The following is a 16,962-nucleotide window of genomic DNA, read 5'->3' as shown; positions in this document are numbered from 1 at the left end:
AAACCGGGCAGTTCTCGGCGAGGAAACTGTTCCTGTCCCACCATCCGAACGGGGCGAAGAGGGCCGGGCGCGGCCCGGGCTGGTCACCCGGGCGGAACCTGTGGCGGGCGTGGTGTGGAACAGTTTCCCGGTGCCGAGTTTGGAAATGGTTTGGCGCGACACTTTTTCAGCAGCCTGATAGGCGCGACCCGCCGCGGGCCCGCGGCTTGCTGTGGCCTGTGCCTGTGGCTCTTGATCGTGGCCTTGGCCGCGGGTTTTGACCGTGTGTTTTGACACGGCGGCAGAAAGCCGCGATAGTCAGCCCAACAACAAGAGGCGCACACCGCGTGGGGGAGGCCGGCGGATGGGCAAGCGTGTCCTGGTCATCGAGGATGAACCTAACATCGTCGAGGCGATCAGCTTCATCCTGTCGCGCGACGGCTGGGAGGTGGCAAGCCATTCCGACGGGGCCGACGCGCTGGCGGTGATCGGCGCGGCCAAGCCCGATCTGCTGATCCTCGACGTGATGCTGCCCGGCAGGAGCGGCTTCGATATCCTGCGCGCCCTGCGCGCGTCGGGCGAGAATGCCGATCTTCCGGTGCTGTTGCTGACCGCCAAGGGCCAGACGCGCGATCGCGAACTGGCTGCGCAGTTCGGCGCAAACCGCTTCATGACCAAACCATTTTCGAATCGCGAGGTTCTGGAAACCGTTCGCGAACTGGCAGGGCCGTGAAGGCCCCGCGGCAGGCTGTTTTCGTGGGGCGGGGCACCTATCGCCGCCGGCGGCTGATCGATTTTGCCAAGCTGTTGCCGTTTCTCGGGGTGGCGCTGATCGCCATGCCGGTGGTCTGGGGCCCCGAGCCGCTTGCCACGGTTGCGCCCGACCTGCCTGCCGCACCCACCTCTGACAGTCCGCCGCAAAGCGGGGGCGAGGTGGTGCGCGACAGCGTTTTTCTGTTCGCCGTGTGGTTCGGGCTGGTAGCTGCGGCCTTTCTGGTCGCGCTGAACCTGCGCGATGCGCCCGAGGGCGAGGCAGGCGCCCCCAGCCCGCAGGAGGACGAGGCGCCCTGATGCTGACCTTCAACATCCTTCTGGTGGCCTGCGTCGCCTATGCGGCCTTTCTGTTCCTCGTGGCCTTCGCGGTCGAGAAGCGCGCCGAACGCGGGCGCATCGGCTGGCTGCGCTCGCCGGTGGTCTACACGCTGTCGCTTTCGGTCTACTGCACCGCCTGGACCTTTTACGGCGCGGTCGGTTACGCCGCGCGCTCGGGTCTGGAATTCATGACCATCTATCTGGGCCCGACGCTGGTTTTTGTGGGCTGGTGGTGGATCCTGCGCAAGCTGGTGCGCATCGGACGCGCGCAGCGCATCACCTCGATCGCCGATCTGATTTCATCGCGCTATGGCAAGTCGAACCTGCTGGCGGTGATCGTGACGCTTCTGGCGGTGTTCGGCACAACCCCCTATATCGCGCTGCAGTTGCAGTCGATCTCGCTCTCGTTCGCGGTGTTTGCCGCCGATACCCGCAACGGCTGGGAAATGCCTGACCTGGCGGAAACCGCGCTTTGGGTCGCGGCGGGGCTGACGCTGTTCACCATTCTTTTCGGCACCCGCAACCTGGATGCCAACGAGCGCCATAACGGCGTGGTCATGGCCATTGCCGTCGAGGCGGTGGTCAAGCTGGTGGCGCTGATGGCGGTGGGGGCCTTTGTCGTCTGGGGGGTGGCCGGGGGCGTTGGCGACGTGCTCGAACGCATCAGCGCGCAGGCCCGCCCGGAATGGACCATCCAGCCGGGCCGCTGGGCGGGGCTGACCTTCCTGGCTGCCGTGGCGATTCTGGTGCTGCCCCGGATGTTCCAGGTGACGGTGGTCGAGAATGTCGATGAACGCCACCTTGTCACGGCCTCCTGGGCGTTTCCGCTCTATCTCTTTCTGATGAGCCTTTTCGTGCTGCCCATCGCGGCCATCGGCCTTGAAATTCTGCCGCCGGGGCTGAACCCTGACCTGTTCATGCTGACGCTGCCGCTCAGTCTGGGGCAGGAGGGGCTGGCGATGCTGGCTTTCCTGGGCGGGTTCTCGGCGGCCACCTCTATGGTGATCGTGGCGGCGATCGCGCTTTCGACGATGGTGTCGAACCATATCGTCGTGCCCTTGTGGCTGGCGCAACGCGGAGGCGCCGCGGGGGATGTGCGCTCGCTGGTGCTGAATGCGCGGCGGGTGTCGATCGCGGCGGTGCTGGCGCTGGGGTATGTCTATTACCGCGTCACCGGCGGCTCGGCGGCGCTGGCGTCGATCGGGCTGATCGCCTTTGTCGGCATGGCGCAGGTGCTGCCGGCGATGCTGGGTGGGTTGTTCTGGCGCGGGGCCACGCGGGTGGGCGCGGCGGCGGGCCTGAGCCTGGGCTTCGCGATCTGGCTTTATGCGCTGTTCCTGCCCAGTTTCGGCGCCGGGGTCATCATGCCCACCTCGCTGATCGAGGCAGGTCCGTTCGGCATCGGCTGGCTGCGCCCGCAGGCGATGTTCGGCGTCACCGGCATGGACCCGCTGCTGCACGCGCTGTTCTGGTCGCTTGCGTTGAACGCGCTGGCGTTCTGCGCGGGCTCGCTGCTGAGTTTCCCCGGCCCACTGGAGCGGGTGCAGAGCGCGCAGTTCGTCAATGTGTTCGACCTGCCCTCGGGCGCGCGAAGCTGGAGCCAGGGCACCGCCGAGGCCGAGGATTTGCTGGTCATGGCGCAGCGCATCCTTGGCGCAAGCGAGGCGCAGGCCTTCTTCCACGAGGCCGCGCGCGCCCAGGGCAAGGCAGGCTATCTGCCTGACGTGACCCCTGATTTCATGGAGAAACTGGAGCGGCGACTGGGCGGCTCGGTCGGGGCGGCGACGGCCCATGCAATGATCGCGCAGATCGTGGGGGGCAGTTTCGTTTCGGTCGAGGAACTTCTGGCGGTGGCCAATGAGACCGCGCAGATCGTCGAGTATTCGAACCAGCTGGAGGCTAAATCCGAGGAACTGGAACGCACCGCGCGCAAACTGCGCGAGGCCAATGACATGCTGACCAAGCTGAGCGTGCAGAAGGATGCCTTCCTCAGCCAGATCAGCCACGAGCTGCGCACGCCGATGACCTCGATCCGGGCGTTCTCGGAAATCCTCAAGGAAGGCGCCGATCTCAGCCCCGAGGAGTTGCACAAATACGCCGGCATCATCCAGGACGAGGCCATCCGCCTGACCCGGCTGCTCGATGATCTGCTCGACCTGAGCGTGCTCGAGAACGGGCAGGTGCAGCTGCATGTGCAGGACGGCAACCTGCGCACCCTGATCGACCAGGCGGTGGTGTCGTCGAACTCGATCGCGCCTGAGCGCCGTTTCGTGATCGACCGCGACCATGCCGCCGAGAATATCGACCTGCACACCGATACCGGGCGGCTTTCGCAGGTGTTCATCAACATCCTGTCCAATGCGCGCAAATACTGTGATGCCAAGGCCCCGCGCATGGATATCCGCGTCACCGACCGGGGCGAGACGGTGCAGGTCGATTTCACCGACAACGGATCGGGCATACCAGGCAAGAGCCAGGCGCTGATCTTCGAGAAATTCGCCCGCCTGACCGATCAGATGCAGGCCGGCGGCGCCGGGCTGGGGCTGGCGATCTGCCGCGAGATCATGAACAACCTCGGCGGCGAGATCAGCTATGTGCCGGGGCAGGGCGGGGCCGCCTTCCGGGTGACGTTCCCCAAGGTGCTGCCGGCAGCGGGCCTGCCTGCGCAATCGGATGGTGACGCGCAGGAGCCAGCGCAGGCCGGGCGCGGCGGGGCATCGGCGTGAGGGCCCGCTGAACGAGCCTCGGGGCAGGGCTCACGCTCTTGCGGGTGCCTGATGGTGCTTTCCTGCAACCTGATAAAGAGATTGGCAACGCCTGCCGGGATAGCCTGCCGCAAATGACGGGCCAGGCGGGAGGCTGCAGACAATGGCACAGATGGCGCGCACCGATAGCGTCTTGCGGCGCAAGGCCGGGCGTCGGGAGCAGGGGGAAGCGGAGGCGCAGGCATCCCTTGCACAGGGGGCGCATACCGTGCCGCGCGCCCTGCGCCGTGCCCTTGCCCGCGCCGGGCAGAACGAGATCGGCCTGCTGCTCACGGTCGATGACATCACCGAACATGCCGAACTTTCGCTGGCCGAACTGCTCGATCTGCCCGAGGCCGGTGCGCTGCTTGCGGTGCTTGAGGGTCCGGGCGATGACCTGGGGCTGATGGCCTGGTCGCCGCAGCTGGTCGAGGGGGTGGTGCAACAGCAGACCACCGGCGCGGTGCACCCGGTTCTGGCTCAGCCCCGCCGCCCGACACGCACCGATGCGGCCATGTCGGCGGGCCTGGTCGACCGGTCCATGCGCGAGTTCGAGCGCCTGCTGTCGCGGGGCGAGGAACTCGGTTGGGCGGGCGGGTATCGGTATGCCTCGTTCCTGGAAGAGCCGCGCACGCTCGGGCTGTTGCTGGAAGACATCGCCTATCGCAGCTTCGTGATCGAGGTCACGCTGGGCGAGGGGCAGCGCAGCGGCAAGGTGCTGCTTGCGCTGCCGCGCTCGCGCCAGGGCGCTGCCGGCCGCCCCGCCGCCATTGGCGACAGCGGCCACCCGGCCGCGGGGGCAGGCGCGGGCGATGCTCCGGGCGACCCGGCGCGGGACTGGCAAGCGGCAATGGAACAGGTGGTGATGGCCAGCCCGGCGCGGCTTTGTGCGGTGCTGGCCCGGCCCCGTGTGGCCCTGTCACGGGTGATAAACTGGCGCCCCGGCGATGTGTTCGCCCTGCCGCTGGCCCGGATCGACCGTGTGTCGCTGCACGCGGCGGGCGGGCGGCAGGTGGCCCTGGGCCGCCTTGGCCAGAGCCGGGGATTTCGCGCCCTCCGGCTGGGCGATCTCGCGCAGGGCGGCGAGGGGGGGCTGCCGGGCGGCGGGGCCAGGGAGGTTGCGCCTGCGCAGGTGGCAGCAGAACCGGGGGCAATGTCGGGCTCTTGCGCCACGCACGTCGCCGATCCGCTCGGAGTGCCTGCTCAGGCGCCGTTGCCTGCGGGGGGCATTGCGGCGGGCATCGCACCGGCGGACACGGCAGCCGCGCCCTCGGCGGCCGTGCCCTCCGGTGGCGACGGGCCGGCAGCCTCCGTTCCGCGCCTGGCCCCCCTTCCGGCTGGCGAGGGCTGAACCACGCCCGGCGGCAACGCCGGGCAGCGCCTGCCTGCCCCCCCCGGCAGGCGCTGCCCTCGGGCCACTACTTCTCAGGCCGTGTTCTGCAAAGGTCTTCATGATCTTCACATTGCGCCCGCCCTGCCGGGGCAATCGCGATTTGCAAGCCCGCCCCCGCTTGCCTATAAGCGACGCGATGCCGCCTATGGCGCGGCTGAGGATCGCCAACCCGGAGAAGCAAGATGACCCAAGGCTGGAGCAAGTCGGACTGGAGAGCCAAGCCCAGGATCCAGATGCCCGATTATCCCGACGCCGCGGCGCTGGCCGCTGTCGAGGCACAGCTTGCGAAGTATCCGCCGCTGGTCTTTGCCGGCGAGGTGCGACGCCTCAAGCGCCAGCTGGGCGCCGCCGCGCGGGGCGAGGCGTTCCTGCTGCAGGGCGGCGACTGCGCCGAAAGTTTCGGCGAATTCAGCGCCGACAACATCCGCGACACGTTCCGCCTGCTGCTGCAGATGGCGGTGGTGCTGACCTTCGGCGCCAAGGTGCCGGTGGTCAAGGTCGGCCGGATCGCCGGGCAGTTTGCCAAGCCGCGCTCGGCCCCGACCGAGAAGGTGGGCGATGTGGAACTGCCCAGCTACAAGGGCGACATCATCAACGGGTTCGAGTTCACGCCCGAGGCGCGCACGCCCGACCCGGCGCGCATGTTGCAGGCCTATACCCAGGCGGCGGCCTCGCTGAACCTGCTGCGGGCGTTCTCTACCGGCGGGTTTGCCGATATCCACCGCGTGCACGCCTGGACGCTGGGCTTTGCCGAGGGTGACAAGGCCGAGCGCTACCGCGCGCTGACAGACCGGATCTCGGACGCGCTGGCCTTCATGGAGGCCGCCGGCGTGACCGGCCAGACCGCGCCCGAGCTTTCCTCGGTGGAGTTCTACACCAGCCACGAGGCGCTGTTGCTGGAATACGAAGAGGCGCTGTGCCGCGTCGATTCCACCACCGGGCTGCCGGTGGCGGGCACCGGGCACATGATCTGGATCGGCGACCGCACCCGCCAGCCAGATGGCGCGCATGTCGAATTCTGCCGCGGCGTGCAGAACCCGATCGGCCTGAAATGCGGCCCTTCGATCGACACTGACGATCTCAAGCGGCTGATGGCCACGCTCAACCCCGAGAACGAGCCGGGGCGGCTGACCCTGGTCGCGCGGTTCGGGGCAGGCAACGCGGGCGACCACCTGCCGCGCCTGATCAACACCGTGCGCGAGGAAGGGGCCGAGGTGCTCTGGGTCTGCGACCCGATGCACGGCAACACGGTCAAGTCGCCCTCGGGCTTCAAGACCCGGCCTTTCGATGCGGTGCTGCGCGAGGTGCGCGAATTCTTCGCCGTCCACAAGGCCGAGGGCACGATCCCCGGCGGCGTGCATTTCGAGATGACGGGCCAGGATGTCACCGAATGCACCGGCGGCGTGAGGGCTGTTACCGACGAGGACCTGTCCGACCGCTACCACACCGCCTGCGACCCGCGCCTGAATGCCAGCCAGTCGCTGGAGCTGGCCTTTCTCGTGGCGGAGGAACTGTCGGACCGGCGCACGGCCCTGGCGGCGCAGACCGGCTGAGCCTCGGGTCAACCGGAAGAAAATGAGAGGGGCGGCGCGCGATGCGCCGCCTTTTTCAATTGGGTGATGCGGCGCGGGTATGAGAACGGCAATCCGGCCAACGGATCATGCCCCCGCCGCAGGCGCCATCCTTCCGACTTTGAGGGTCGCTTTGCGGATGGAGCCGGCCTTTGGCAGACCGAACGTAGCCACGCAGCGTCGGGCCGCGGTGCGGCGATGCAACGGATAAGGAGCCGCACTTTATGCCTGCCAAGTCCGCGCAAGGTCAGTGTGTTGCGCCTGTGTCGGCCAAATCGCCGTGCCGAGGGGCGGCCCGGCGATGCGCGGCGGGCTGACGCCCTTGATTCCGCGCAAGACATGACGGCAACGGAGCTCCAGGTTGACGTCGATCAGAATGGCGCAGCCCCCAACTGCAATGTTCTTTTGCAAACGACCGGATGCGCCCCCATCAAAACGGGTAGGATTGCCATGTAACCCCGCGGCCCCTCAGCCCCTCAGCCCTGTCCGCCTTCGCGTCCGTCTGCCGGCTGGTCGGGGTCCGCGGTGGACTCGCCCTCCTGCGCGGCCTCATAGGCGGCTTCCATCGCCAGCGCCGAGGCCGCGGGGGTAAAGACCGTGTAGGCCCCGGTGTCCGCCGTGCTGGGGGCGGCTCGCCGCGTCATGCGATAAAACGCATAGGCCGAAACCAGCACCGTCAGAAACGTGATATAGAGGAAAAAGCCCGAAGGCCCGACGATGCCCATGATCCAGCCGGTGATCAGCGGCCCGGCGATCGCGCCCAGCCCGTTGATGAACAAAAGCCCCCCCGAGGCCGAGGCCATGTCTTCGCGGTCAAGGTAGTCGCTGGTATAGGCCAGCAGCAGCGAATAGAGCGGATTGGCAATCCCGCCGATCAGCAGCCCGGCCACCAGCAGGGCATAGAACCCCAGCGGGAACACCGTTGCCACAAGCGCGACGGCGCCGCAGATCCCGGCCGAAATGGCGATCAGCTTGCGCCGGTCCATCCGATCCGAGATCCAGCCGATCGGATACTGGAACACCAGCCCGCCGGTAAAGATCATCGCGATGAACATCGATATCTCGAACACCAACAGCCCCGCCATCGTGCCCCAGACCGCCGCCATGCCAAAGAGCGCGGCATAGACCCCGCCCATCAGGAACATGCCTATGCAGCCCAGCGGCGAGACCTCGAAAAGCTTGCGAAAGCTCATCGGCTTGGTGGTGTCGAACACCGGCGCGGGCGAGATCGACAGAAGGATCGGCGTGAAGGCCAGCGACACCAGCACCGAGGGGATGATGAACAGCGTGAACCCTGCCGGGTCGGCCACGTTCATCAGCCCCTGCGCGGTGATGATGCCCAGCATCTGCACGATCATGTAAAGCGAAAGCGTCTTGCCGCGGGTCTCATTCGTGGCGGCATTGTTGAGCCAGCTTTCTGCAGTGACATAGACCCCGGAAAAGCAAAAGCCGATCAGTATGCGCATCAGCGTCCAGGCGACCCAGTCGGGCACCGCCGCATAAAGCACCAGCAGCGCCGAGATCAGCGAGCCCAGCGCGGCGAACACCCGCACATGCCCCACCCGCCGAATCAGTTCCGGCGCCAGCCGCGAGCCGCCCAGGAACCCCACGAAATAGGCCGACATGATCACCGAGAGCTGAAAGGTGGTGAACCCCTCGATCGAGCCGCGAATACCCAGCAGCGTGCCCTGCACACCATTGCCCACCATCAGCAGGCCAATCCCCAGCAGAAGCGCCCAGGAGGTTCCCAGTACCTGTAACATCAAATCACCTGTAGCCCGTGTGCGCGCAAAGCCTGTTCCGGAAGGTTAGGCACTGTCGCGGCTGTTTGCGACCCCTGCGGTCCGGTCCGGCACCAGCAGCGACGAATCCCCGTAGGAAAAGAAGCGATAGCCCTGCGCAATGGCATGGCGATAGATCGCCATGATCCGGTTGCGCCCCATCAGCGCCGAGACCAGCATCAGCAGTGTCGAGCGCGGCAGGTGAAAATTCGTCATCAGCGCGTCGGTCACGCGGAAGCGGTAGCCGGGGTAGATGAAGATGTCGGTCTCGCCCTGCCAGGGGGCGACATGGCCGGTTTCCGGATCGGCCGCGCTTTCGATCAGGCGCAGGGCGGTGGTGCCCACCGGGATGACCCGCCCGCCGGCTGCGCGGGTGGCGTTGATCTCGGCGGCGGCCTGCGTGCTGACCTCGCCCCATTCGGCGTGCATCCGGTGGGTGGTCACATCCTCGACCTTGACGGGCAGAAAGGTGCCCGCGCCGACATGCAGCGTCACCTCGGTGAGGGCGATGCCGCGCGCGGTCATCTCCTGCAGCAGCGCCTCGTCGAAATGCAACGAGGCCGTGGGCGCGGCCACCGCGCCGGGTAAGCGGGCGAACACCGTCTGGTAATCCTCGCGGTCGCGTTCGTCGGCGGGGCGGCGCGCGGCGATATAGGGGGGCAGGGGCATCGCGCCGGCCTGCGCCAGCGCGGCATCGAAATCCCCGCCCGCAAGGTTGAAGCGCAGCGTCGCCCGATCGGCACCACGGGCGACCACCTCGGCGCTCAGCCCGGCGGCAAACTCCAGCCGGTCGCCGGGGCGCAGCTTCTTCAGCGGCCGCGCCAGCGCCGCCCAGGTGCCGCCCTCGGGTTCGGGTTCGGTAAGGGTAAGTTCGACCTGCGCGCCGGTCGCGCCAGGGCGCTTCCGCACCCCGCTCAGCCGCGCGGGGATCACGCGGGTGTTGTTGAGCACCAGCCGGTCGCCTGGGCGCAGGATCGCGGGCAGATCGCGCACATGGGCATCGCGGATCGCATCGCCTTCGGCCACCAGCAGCCGCGCCGCGGGCCGGGGCCGCACCGGGCGGGTGGCGATCAGCCGCTCAGGCAGGTCGAAATCGAAATCATCGAGCTTCATGTCGGCGCGCCTGTCTTGCCGGAGGGTCTGTCATGCCGGGGCGGGTTCTGCGGCCCCGCTGCATGGATGGCCGCCCATTGGGTGATTGCGCCGCCCGCGTCAAGGGGCGTCAAGGGGGCGATGCCTGCCCTGTGCGCCGACGAGGCGGGCTGTCACGATGTGTTGCGCGCATAGGCGTCATCATAGCGGATGATGTCGTCTTCACCCAGGTAGCTGCCGGTCTGCACCTCGATCAGCACCATGTCGATCTTGCCGGGATTTTCCAGCCGGTGCCGCGCGCCAAGCGGCACATAGATCGAGTCGTTCTCGCCGAGCAGATGCACCTTCTCGTCGATGGTGACGCGGGCGGTGCCGGTCACGACGACCCAGTGCTCGGCCCGGTGGTGATGGCTTTGCAGGCTGAGCGCGGCGCCGGGGTGCACCACGATGCGCTTAACCTGAAAGTGGTTGCCGCTGGCGATGGCCTCGAACCAGCCCCAGGGCCGGTGATCGACGGGCAGTTGCGTGGCCTGTGGGCGGCCCCTGGCCGCCAGCGTGGCGACGGCGGCCTTGACCTCCTGGCTGCGGCGGCGGTCGGCCACCAGCACGGCATCGGGCATGGCGATGGCGATGATGTGGTCCAGCCCGATGCCCACCAGCTCCTGTTCGGGGGATTCGGCGCGCAAGAGGCTTTCGCGACACTCCAGCGCGGTGACCGGCCCGGCCTGCGCCACGCCGTCCGCATCGGGCGGTGTTTCGCGCCAGACGGCCTGCCAGTCGCCCAGGTCGGACCAGCCGCCCTGGAACGGCACGACCGAAAGGTTGCCCGCGCGTTCCATCACCGCGTAATCGATTGAAATGTTCTCGACCTCTGCCCAGGGGCCGGGCGCGAGGCGCAGAAAGCCCAGATCGGGCCGCGCCTCTTCCACCGCGCGCCGCACGGGGGTGATCAGCGCGGGCGCATGGGCCTCGAACGCCGCGATGATGGCGCGGGCGGAAAACAGGAAGATGCCCGCGTTCCACAGGAAATGCCCGGCGGCAAGCATCGCTTCGGCGCGCGCGGCATCGGGCTTTTCGATGAACCGGGCCAGCGGGCGCGCGGCCCATGGCGCGGCGCCGTTCTCCTCAGGCTCAAGATAGCCATAGCCGGTCTCGGGCCGGTCGGGCCGAATGCCGAAGGTGACAAGTCGGCCCGCGCGCGCCGCATCGGCCCCGGTGGCGACGGCCTCGCGAAAACCGGCGGCGTCCGGCACCACATGATCCGACGGCATGACCAGCATCAGCGCATCCGGCTCCTGCGCCGAAAGCCACAGCGCGGCGGCCAGCACTGCGGGGGCGGTGTTGCGGCCCTCGGGTTCGATCAGCACGGCGCCTGGGTCGATGCCCAGGGTGGTAAGCTGCTCGGTCACGATGAAGCGGAAATCGGAATTGGTGAGGACCAGCGGCGGCGCAAAGCCCGCGCCCGCGACACGCTGCGCGCTGGCCTGAAAGAGCGTCGTCTCGCCGATGAGCGGCATGAACTGCTTGGGGTAGCTGCGCCGCGAAAGAGGCCAGAGCCGCGTGCCTGATCCACCGCAAAGAATGACCGGATGAATCACGGGCACATTGGGCATCGGAAACCTCTTTTCTGGACCAGACCGCGCCGCCCCGAGAAAGACCGGCAGGACCTACCTAATGCAACTCGGGAAGGAGGTGGTAGGCATTTTCAGAACAGAACCGGCAAAACCGAAATCGACATCATTTCATGAACCTCCGCATCGCTCCGCCTGAGAAGTGCCTGAGACGCGGCGCCTGCCAGAGGCCGCCGGCACCGCACCCTTCGGGCAGATGCCAACGCTCGTTCTGCTTGGGGCGTGCAATGGCCCATGGTATCTTGTTACCTTTCGGGACGGGCTTGCGGGAGGTGAAATCATGCGAGCGATCTTTCTGGCAGTGGCGTTCGCGCTCGTGGCGCCGCTGCCCTCACAGGCGCAGGAGGGGCTGGGCGGCCTCGACTTTACGGGCAAGCGCGAACACAGGCCCGTCGTGCAGCAGCAATTTCGGCATCCGAGCGGCGCCGAGGTGACCTGTTTCTCGCTGCCGGGCAATTCCTGCAACCGTGACGACTGCCGCTTTGACCGCGAGCGCGCGCAGCTTCTCCAGAGAACCCAGGACAATCGCGAGGGCGAGACCTACCGCTACACCGTGTCGTTCTTCCTGCCCTCGGATTTCGCCGATGTCAGCCCCGCGAACCTCATCCTGTGGGAGGTCAAGCCAAGCGGCGATGGAAAGCCCTCGGTCTCGTTCGGGGTTATCGACGGGCACTTGCAGTTCGACCTGTCGAACCCCGCGATGGTGCAGGGCGACAAGATGGCGCCGGAGCGGCCGCTGATCATGCAACGGCTCGGGGCCATTCCCCGGGGGCGATGGACGGATATGGTGATCGATGTCAGGTGGTCGCGCGGGGCGGATGGCATTTTGCGCGCCTATCACAACGGGCGGCTGGTGGTCGATCACCGCGGGCCGAACATCGATTCAAACAGCGCCCGCCAGCAGGTGATGTACGGTGTCTACCGCAGCTTCATCAGCCGCTATCTTGCCGCGACGGACCGGGCGCAAACGCCACTTCAGCAGGCCTGTTTCGCCAATGTGACACGCCAGCGCATCAGTTTGTGACCGCGTGGTGCACCGGGCAGCGGCCCTTTTGCCAGCCTGCCCAGCGATTCGCGCCCCGTGGCTCAGACCCTGTGAGTCACGATTGCCCGGAAGCATTCTGATCAGGGGCGTCCCCGCCCTGCGGCCCATCGCGATAGTGACGCAGGACATGGATACGGATTGCCGAGGCCAGCCCGACATCCAGCCCGCGCGCGGCGTCGATCTCGGCGGCCAGCGCGTTGATGGGCATGTCGCGCGCCGCTGCAATCTCGCGAAAGGCGCGCCAGAATTCCTCTTCCAACGAAACGCTGGTGCGGTGGCCCCGCAAGGTGAGTGATCGCTTGAGGGGCCGGCCGCTCATGAGTCGTCGTCCAGCTTGTGATCGTCGAGATGGCGCGCGAGCTTTGCGGCCTCTTGCGCGCTGGTCTCTCGGCTGGCGCGGCTTTGCCCGTGCCGGGCTGCGTTGGCATCGGCCTGCGCGCGCCGGTCGAGGCGCGCGCGTTGTTTTCGGGCCTGCCGCAGGTTGACCGGCTTGCCCATCGCCTCAGCCCTTCGGGCCGATCATCTGTTCGGGGCGGACCACGCGGTCGAAGGTTTCCTCATCGACAAAGCCCAGCTTGACCGCCTCTTCGCGCAGGGTGGTGCCGTTCTTGTGGGCGGTCTTGGCCACGGTGGTGGCGTTGTCATAGCCGATGGTGGGCGCAAGCGCCGTGACCAGCATCAGCGACTCGCGCATCAGCTTTTCGATCCGGGTGGTGTTGGCCTCGATGCCGCTTACACAATTATCGGTAAAGGCCACCGCCGCGTCGCCCAGAAGCTGCATGGATTGCAGCACGTTATAGGCCATCATCGGCTTGTAGACGTTGAGTTCGAAATGCCCCTGGCTGCCGGCAAAGCCCACCGCCGCGTCATTGCCCATCACATGGGCGCAGACCTGGGTGAGTGCCTCGCATTGCGTCGGGTTCACCTTGCCCGGCATGATGCTCGATCCGGGTTCGTTTTCCGGCAGGATCAACTCGCCCAGGCCCGAGCGCGGCCCCGAGCCCAGAAGCCGGATGTCATTGGCGATCTTGAACAGCGATGCGGCCACCGTGCGCAGCGCGCCCGACATCTCGACCATGGCATCATGGGCGGCCAGCGCCTCGAACTTGTTGGGCGCGGTCACGAAAGGCAGCCCGGTGATCGCGGCCATCTTTGCCGCCACCGCCTCGCCCCAGCCCTTGGTGGTGTTCAGGCCGGTGCCCACGGCGGTGCCGCCTTGCGCAAGCTCATGGATCGCGGGCAACGCGGCCTTGACGCGCCGGATGCCCATGGCGACCTGATGCGCATAGCCTGAAAACTCCTGCCCCAGCGTCAGTGGCGTGGCGTCTTGCGTATGTGTGCGGCCGATCTTGATGATGTCAGCGAAGGCCTGCGATTTCGCCTCGAGCGCGGCGTGCAGCTTCTGTAGCCCGGGCAGCACCACGTCGCGTGCGGTCATGGCGGTGGCAATATGCATGGCAGTGGGGAAGGTGTCGTTCGACGACTGGCCCATGTTGCAGTGATCGTTCGGATGCACCGGATCCTTGGAGCCGATCACGCCGCCCAGCATCTCGATGGCGCGGTTGGCGATCACCTCGTTGGCGTTCATGTTCGATTGCGTGCCCGAGCCGGTCTGCCAGACCACCAGCGGAAAGTGATCGTCAAGCTTGCCTTCCAGCACCTCCTGCGCGGCCGCGGCGATCGCGTTGCCGCGCTTGTCGTCCAGCGCGCCGCTTTCCATGTTGGCCTCGGCGCAGGCCTTCTTGATGACGCCGAGCGCGCGCACGATGGCGACGGGCTGGCGCTCCCAGCCGATGGGAAAGTTCAGGATCGACCGCTGGGTCTGGGCGCCCCAGTAACGATCTGCGGGAACCTCTAGCGGCCCGAAACTGTCGGATTCGGTGCGGGTTTCGGTCATGTTCGCTCTCCTCGTGACGTTGCCCGCCGCTATATTGCGCAGCGATGAAAATGGCAATCGGCCTGCACATGCGGCGGGCATCGGGGTAAAGCGGAAACATCCGGTCGAGAGGTGTGCGGCCGCGTCGCGCGCGCAGCCTGCACCTGTGGCGCGGGCCGCGCCGATCAGCGGTGAATCCAGCCGCCGCCGAACACCCGGCTGCCCCCGGTTTCATAGAACACGCAGGCCTGGCCGGGGCTTACGCCTTCTTCGGGGCTCAGCAACTCGACCTCGGCTGTGTCGGGGCCGGTGGGGCGCAGCACCGCCTCGCGCGGCGGCCGGGTCGAGCGCACCTTGACCGAAATCTGCCACTGGGCCCGCGATTGCAGCGGCGCATCGCCCAGCCAGTTGATCTCGCGCACCGGCACGGTCCGGGTGGCCAGCGCCGTTTTCGGGCCGACAACCACCTGCCGCGCGTCAGGGTCGAGGCGGACCACATAAAGCGGATCGCTCAAGCCGCCAATGCCCAGGCCGCGGCGCTGGCCGATCGTGTAGTGAATCACGCCGCGGTGGCTGCCCAGCACCCGGCCTTCCATATCGACGATCTCGCCGGGGTCGGCCGCACCGGGGCGCAGCTTTTCGATCACGGCGGCATAATTGCCGTTTGGCACGAAGCAGATGTCCTGGCTGTCGGGCTTGTCGGCCACGCTCAGCCCGTGGCGGGCGGCCAGCGCGCGGGTCTCGGCCTTGGTCGCCAGATGCCCAAGCGGAAAGCGCAGGTAGTCGAGCTGCTCGGCCGTGGTCGAGAACAGGAAATACGACTGGTCGCGCACCGGATCGGCGGCCATGTGCAATTCAGGCCCCTGCGCCCCGGCCTTGCGCTGGATGTAATGGCCCGTGGCCATGCAGTCGGCGTCGAGATCGCGCGCGGTTTCCAGCAGGTCGCGAAACTTCACCCGCTCGTTGCAGCGGATGCAGGGCACCGGGGTGGCGCCTGCCAGATAGGCATCGGCGAACTCGTCGATCACCGCCTCGCGAAAGGTGTTCTCGTAATCCAGCACGTAATGCGGAAAGCCCATTTCCTCGGCCACGCGGCGCGCGTCGTGAATGTCGCGCCCCGCGCAGCACGCGCCTTTCTTGGCCAGCGCCGCGCCGTGATCGTAAAGCTGCAAGGTCACGCCGACCACGTCATAGCCTTCACGCGCCAGCTCGGCCGCGACGACCGAACTGTCTACGCCGCCCGACATGGCCACCACCACGCGGGTTTCCGCGGGCGGCTTGGCAAAGCCCAGAGAATTGATCGGATAGTCGCGGGCCATGTCTGCCTCATATGGGGTGCCGGATCGGGGCGGGTGAAGGGGCCGCGGCAAAGTGCATCCTGTGCCCTGGCCGCAGCTTGCCGGATTTGCGCGGAATATAGGAAAATCCGCCATACTCTCAAGGGCGCGATCTTACCACTCGTTAAACCTGCCACGAAAGACTGCCTCGCGAAAGGTTGCGGGGTGAGTGCGATGTATCTCAAGCGAATTGACGGGAAGCGGGCGGTCACATTGCCCGATGGCAGCGTGATGACGCGGGCGGACCTGCCGCCGCCCGATACGCGGCGCTGGGTGGCCAGCCGCAAGGCCAGGGTGGTGCGCGCCGTGCATTACGGGCTGATCGGCACCGAGGAGGCGTTACAGCGCTACAGCCTCTCCGCCGAGGAATTCGCAAGCTGGATCAAACAGATGGCACGGCATGGCGAGGCCGGGCTGAAGGTCACGAAACGGCGCAGGGCCTGACAACTCGGGGTTGATTTCCTGTTCCGTTCTGCAACAGTAACCCGCGGTTAACCATTGTTCCCCAGTTTTGTGTGAAACCTGACCTGAACCCGGGAGTAACGGATGCGCATCTTGCTGGTGGAGGATGACCCGACAACATCGCGCAGCATCGAACTGATGCTGACCCATGCCAATCTCAATGTCTATTGCACCGACATGGGGGAAGAGGGCGTGGATCTGGCCAAGCTCTATGATTACGACCTGATCCTGCTCGACCTGCATCTGCCCGACATGGGCGGGATGGATGTGCTGCGCCAGCTGCGCCTTGCCCGGGTGGAAACGCCGGTGCTGATCCTCACCGGCGAGGATGACACCGACGCCAAGATCCGCTCCTTCGGGTTCGGCGCCGACGACTATCTGACCAAACCCTTCCACCGCGAAGAACTGGTGGCGCGCATTCACGCCATCATCCGCCGCAGCCAGGGCCATGCGCAATCCATGATTCGCACCGGCAAGGTGACGGTGAACCTTGATGCCAAGACGGTCGATGTGGGCGGCAAGGCCGTGCACCTGACCGGTAAGGAATACCAGATGCTCGAACTGCTGAGCCTGCGCAAGGGCACGACCCTGACCAAGGAAATGTTCCTCAATCACCTGTATGGCGGCATGGATGAGCCGGAACTCAAGATCATCGATGTGTTCATCTGCAAGCTGCGCAAGAAACTGGCCGAGGCCACGGGCGGCGAGAACTATATCGAAACCGTCTGGGGGCGCGGCTATGTGCTGCGCGATCCGATTCCGGCCAGCGATCAGCCCGTTGTCGCCCTGGGGGCCTGACCGCGGTCGCGCGCCGCCGCGCCAAATTCCCGGGCGAGGCCGCGAAACCCGACAGGGCGCTCGGTACGGGCACCGGCCCATTTCGGTGCGGCTGCGCCGCACCGAAGCCTCCGGCGGGGATATTTTGCCACAGTGATTTTGCGGGCGCGCGGCCATCCCTT

At 66.8% G+C, this 16,962-nt stretch carries 15 protein-coding genes; 8 read left to right on the top strand and 7 right to left on the bottom strand.

Annotated elements, in window-relative coordinates; translation table 11 throughout:
• Nucleotides 1–343 precede the first annotated feature (343 nt).
• The 5 genes from DQ229_RS16200 (at nt 344) to DQ229_RS16180 (ending at nt 6,761) form a co-directional block, all read left to right on the top strand.
• A complete protein-coding gene (locus DQ229_RS16200) occupies nt 344–712 on the top strand; it encodes a response regulator transcription factor (RefSeq protein WP_114967314.1) in 369 nt (122 codons plus the stop codon).
• Complete coding sequence (locus DQ229_RS16195) at nt 709–1,050, top strand: hypothetical protein (protein ID WP_114967313.1); 342 nt, start codon at nt 709–711, stop codon at nt 1,048–1,050. Before DQ229_RS16200 ends, DQ229_RS16195 begins: the two co-directional genes overlap by 4 nt.
• Nucleotides 1,050–3,797 (top strand): ATP-binding protein, encoded by a 2,748-nt coding sequence (locus tag DQ229_RS16190; protein WP_114967312.1) that lies wholly within the window; start codon nt 1,050–1,052, stop codon nt 3,795–3,797. The genes DQ229_RS16195 and DQ229_RS16190 overlap by 1 nt, the downstream gene beginning before the upstream one ends.
• 142 nt (nt 3,798–3,939) lie before the next feature.
• On the top strand, nt 3,940–5,166 hold the full coding sequence (locus DQ229_RS16185; protein ID WP_114967311.1) for a FliM/FliN family flagellar motor switch protein: 1,227 nt from the start codon (nt 3,940–3,942) through the stop codon (nt 5,164–5,166).
• A 224-nt stretch (nt 5,167–5,390) separates the two neighbouring features.
• On the top strand, nt 5,391–6,761 hold the full coding sequence (locus tag DQ229_RS16180; RefSeq protein WP_114967310.1) for a class II 3-deoxy-7-phosphoheptulonate synthase: 1,371 nt from the start codon (nt 5,391–5,393) through the stop codon (nt 6,759–6,761).
• Nucleotides 6,762–7,255: 494 nt separating this feature from the next.
• On the opposite strand, the gene DQ229_RS16175 is transcribed toward DQ229_RS16180, so the two are convergent.
• The 3 genes from DQ229_RS16175 to DQ229_RS16165 all read right to left on the bottom strand — a co-directional run bounded on the left by DQ229_RS16175 (nt 7,256) and on the right by DQ229_RS16165 (nt 11,265).
• A complete protein-coding gene (locus DQ229_RS16175; RefSeq protein ID WP_114967309.1) occupies nt 7,256–8,542 on the bottom strand; it encodes an MFS transporter in 1,287 nt (428 codons plus the stop codon).
• 45 nt (nt 8,543–8,587) lie between these two features.
• Nucleotides 8,588–9,673, bottom strand: coding sequence for a tRNA preQ1(34) S-adenosylmethionine ribosyltransferase-isomerase QueA (gene queA, locus DQ229_RS16170; RefSeq protein WP_114967308.1), 1,086 nt, complete (start codon nt 9,671–9,673; stop codon nt 8,588–8,590).
• Between the two features lie 152 nt (nt 9,674–9,825).
• Nucleotides 9,826–11,265 (bottom strand): mannose-1-phosphate guanylyltransferase/mannose-6-phosphate isomerase, encoded by a 1,440-nt coding sequence (locus DQ229_RS16165; RefSeq protein ID WP_114967307.1) that lies wholly within the window; start codon nt 11,263–11,265, stop codon nt 9,826–9,828.
• A 298-nt stretch (nt 11,266–11,563) separates the two neighbouring features.
• On the opposite strand from DQ229_RS16165, the gene DQ229_RS16160 reads away from it, so the two are divergent.
• Nucleotides 11,564–12,307 carry a heparin lyase I family protein gene (locus DQ229_RS16160; protein ID WP_162300902.1) on the top strand — a complete coding sequence of 248 codons (744 nt, stop codon included), beginning with the start codon at nt 11,564–11,566 and terminating at the stop codon, nt 12,305–12,307.
• A 76-nt stretch (nt 12,308–12,383) separates the two neighbouring features.
• Here the strand turns inward: DQ229_RS16160 and DQ229_RS16155 are convergent, their stop codons facing one another.
• The 4 genes from DQ229_RS16155 to mnmA all read right to left on the bottom strand — a co-directional run bounded on the left by DQ229_RS16155 (nt 12,384) and on the right by mnmA (nt 15,523).
• Nucleotides 12,384–12,647: a ribbon-helix-helix domain-containing protein gene (locus DQ229_RS16155; protein ID WP_114967305.1), complete on the bottom strand. Its 264-nt coding sequence runs from the start codon at nt 12,645–12,647 to the stop codon at nt 12,384–12,386.
• Nucleotides 12,644–12,826 carry a DUF4169 family protein gene (locus tag DQ229_RS16150; protein ID WP_114967304.1) on the bottom strand — a complete coding sequence of 61 codons (183 nt, stop codon included), beginning with the start codon at nt 12,824–12,826 and terminating at the stop codon, nt 12,644–12,646. Before DQ229_RS16150 ends, DQ229_RS16155 begins: the two co-directional genes overlap by 4 nt.
• A gap of 4 nt (nt 12,827–12,830) precedes the next feature.
• Entirely contained in the window at nt 12,831–14,225 is a 1,395-nt protein-coding gene (gene fumC, locus DQ229_RS16145; RefSeq protein WP_114967303.1) for a class II fumarate hydratase, read from the bottom strand.
• Nucleotides 14,226–14,389: 164 nt separating this feature from the next.
• Nucleotides 14,390–15,523, bottom strand: coding sequence for a tRNA 2-thiouridine(34) synthase MnmA (mnmA, locus tag DQ229_RS16140; RefSeq protein WP_114967302.1), 1,134 nt, complete (start codon nt 15,521–15,523; stop codon nt 14,390–14,392).
• Nucleotides 15,524–15,715: 192 nt separating this feature from the next.
• On the opposite strand from mnmA, the gene sciP reads away from it, so the two are divergent.
• Entirely contained in the window at nt 15,716–15,985 is a 270-nt protein-coding gene (gene sciP / locus DQ229_RS16135; protein WP_114967301.1) for a CtrA inhibitor SciP, read from the top strand.
• 102 nt (nt 15,986–16,087) lie between these two features.
• Nucleotides 16,088–16,801 carry a response regulator transcription factor CtrA gene (gene ctrA / locus DQ229_RS16130; protein WP_114967300.1) on the top strand — a complete coding sequence of 238 codons (714 nt, stop codon included), beginning with the start codon at nt 16,088–16,090 and terminating at the stop codon, nt 16,799–16,801.
• Nucleotides 16,802–16,962: the final 161 nt, after the last annotated feature.

Source organism: Alkalilacustris brevis, assembly GCF_003350345.1.
Lineage (GTDB): Bacteria > Pseudomonadota > Alphaproteobacteria > Rhodobacterales > Rhodobacteraceae > Alkalilacustris > Alkalilacustris brevis.
Note: the sequence above shows the minus strand (reverse complement) of the source record. Positions and strands in the feature narration are given on the sequence as shown.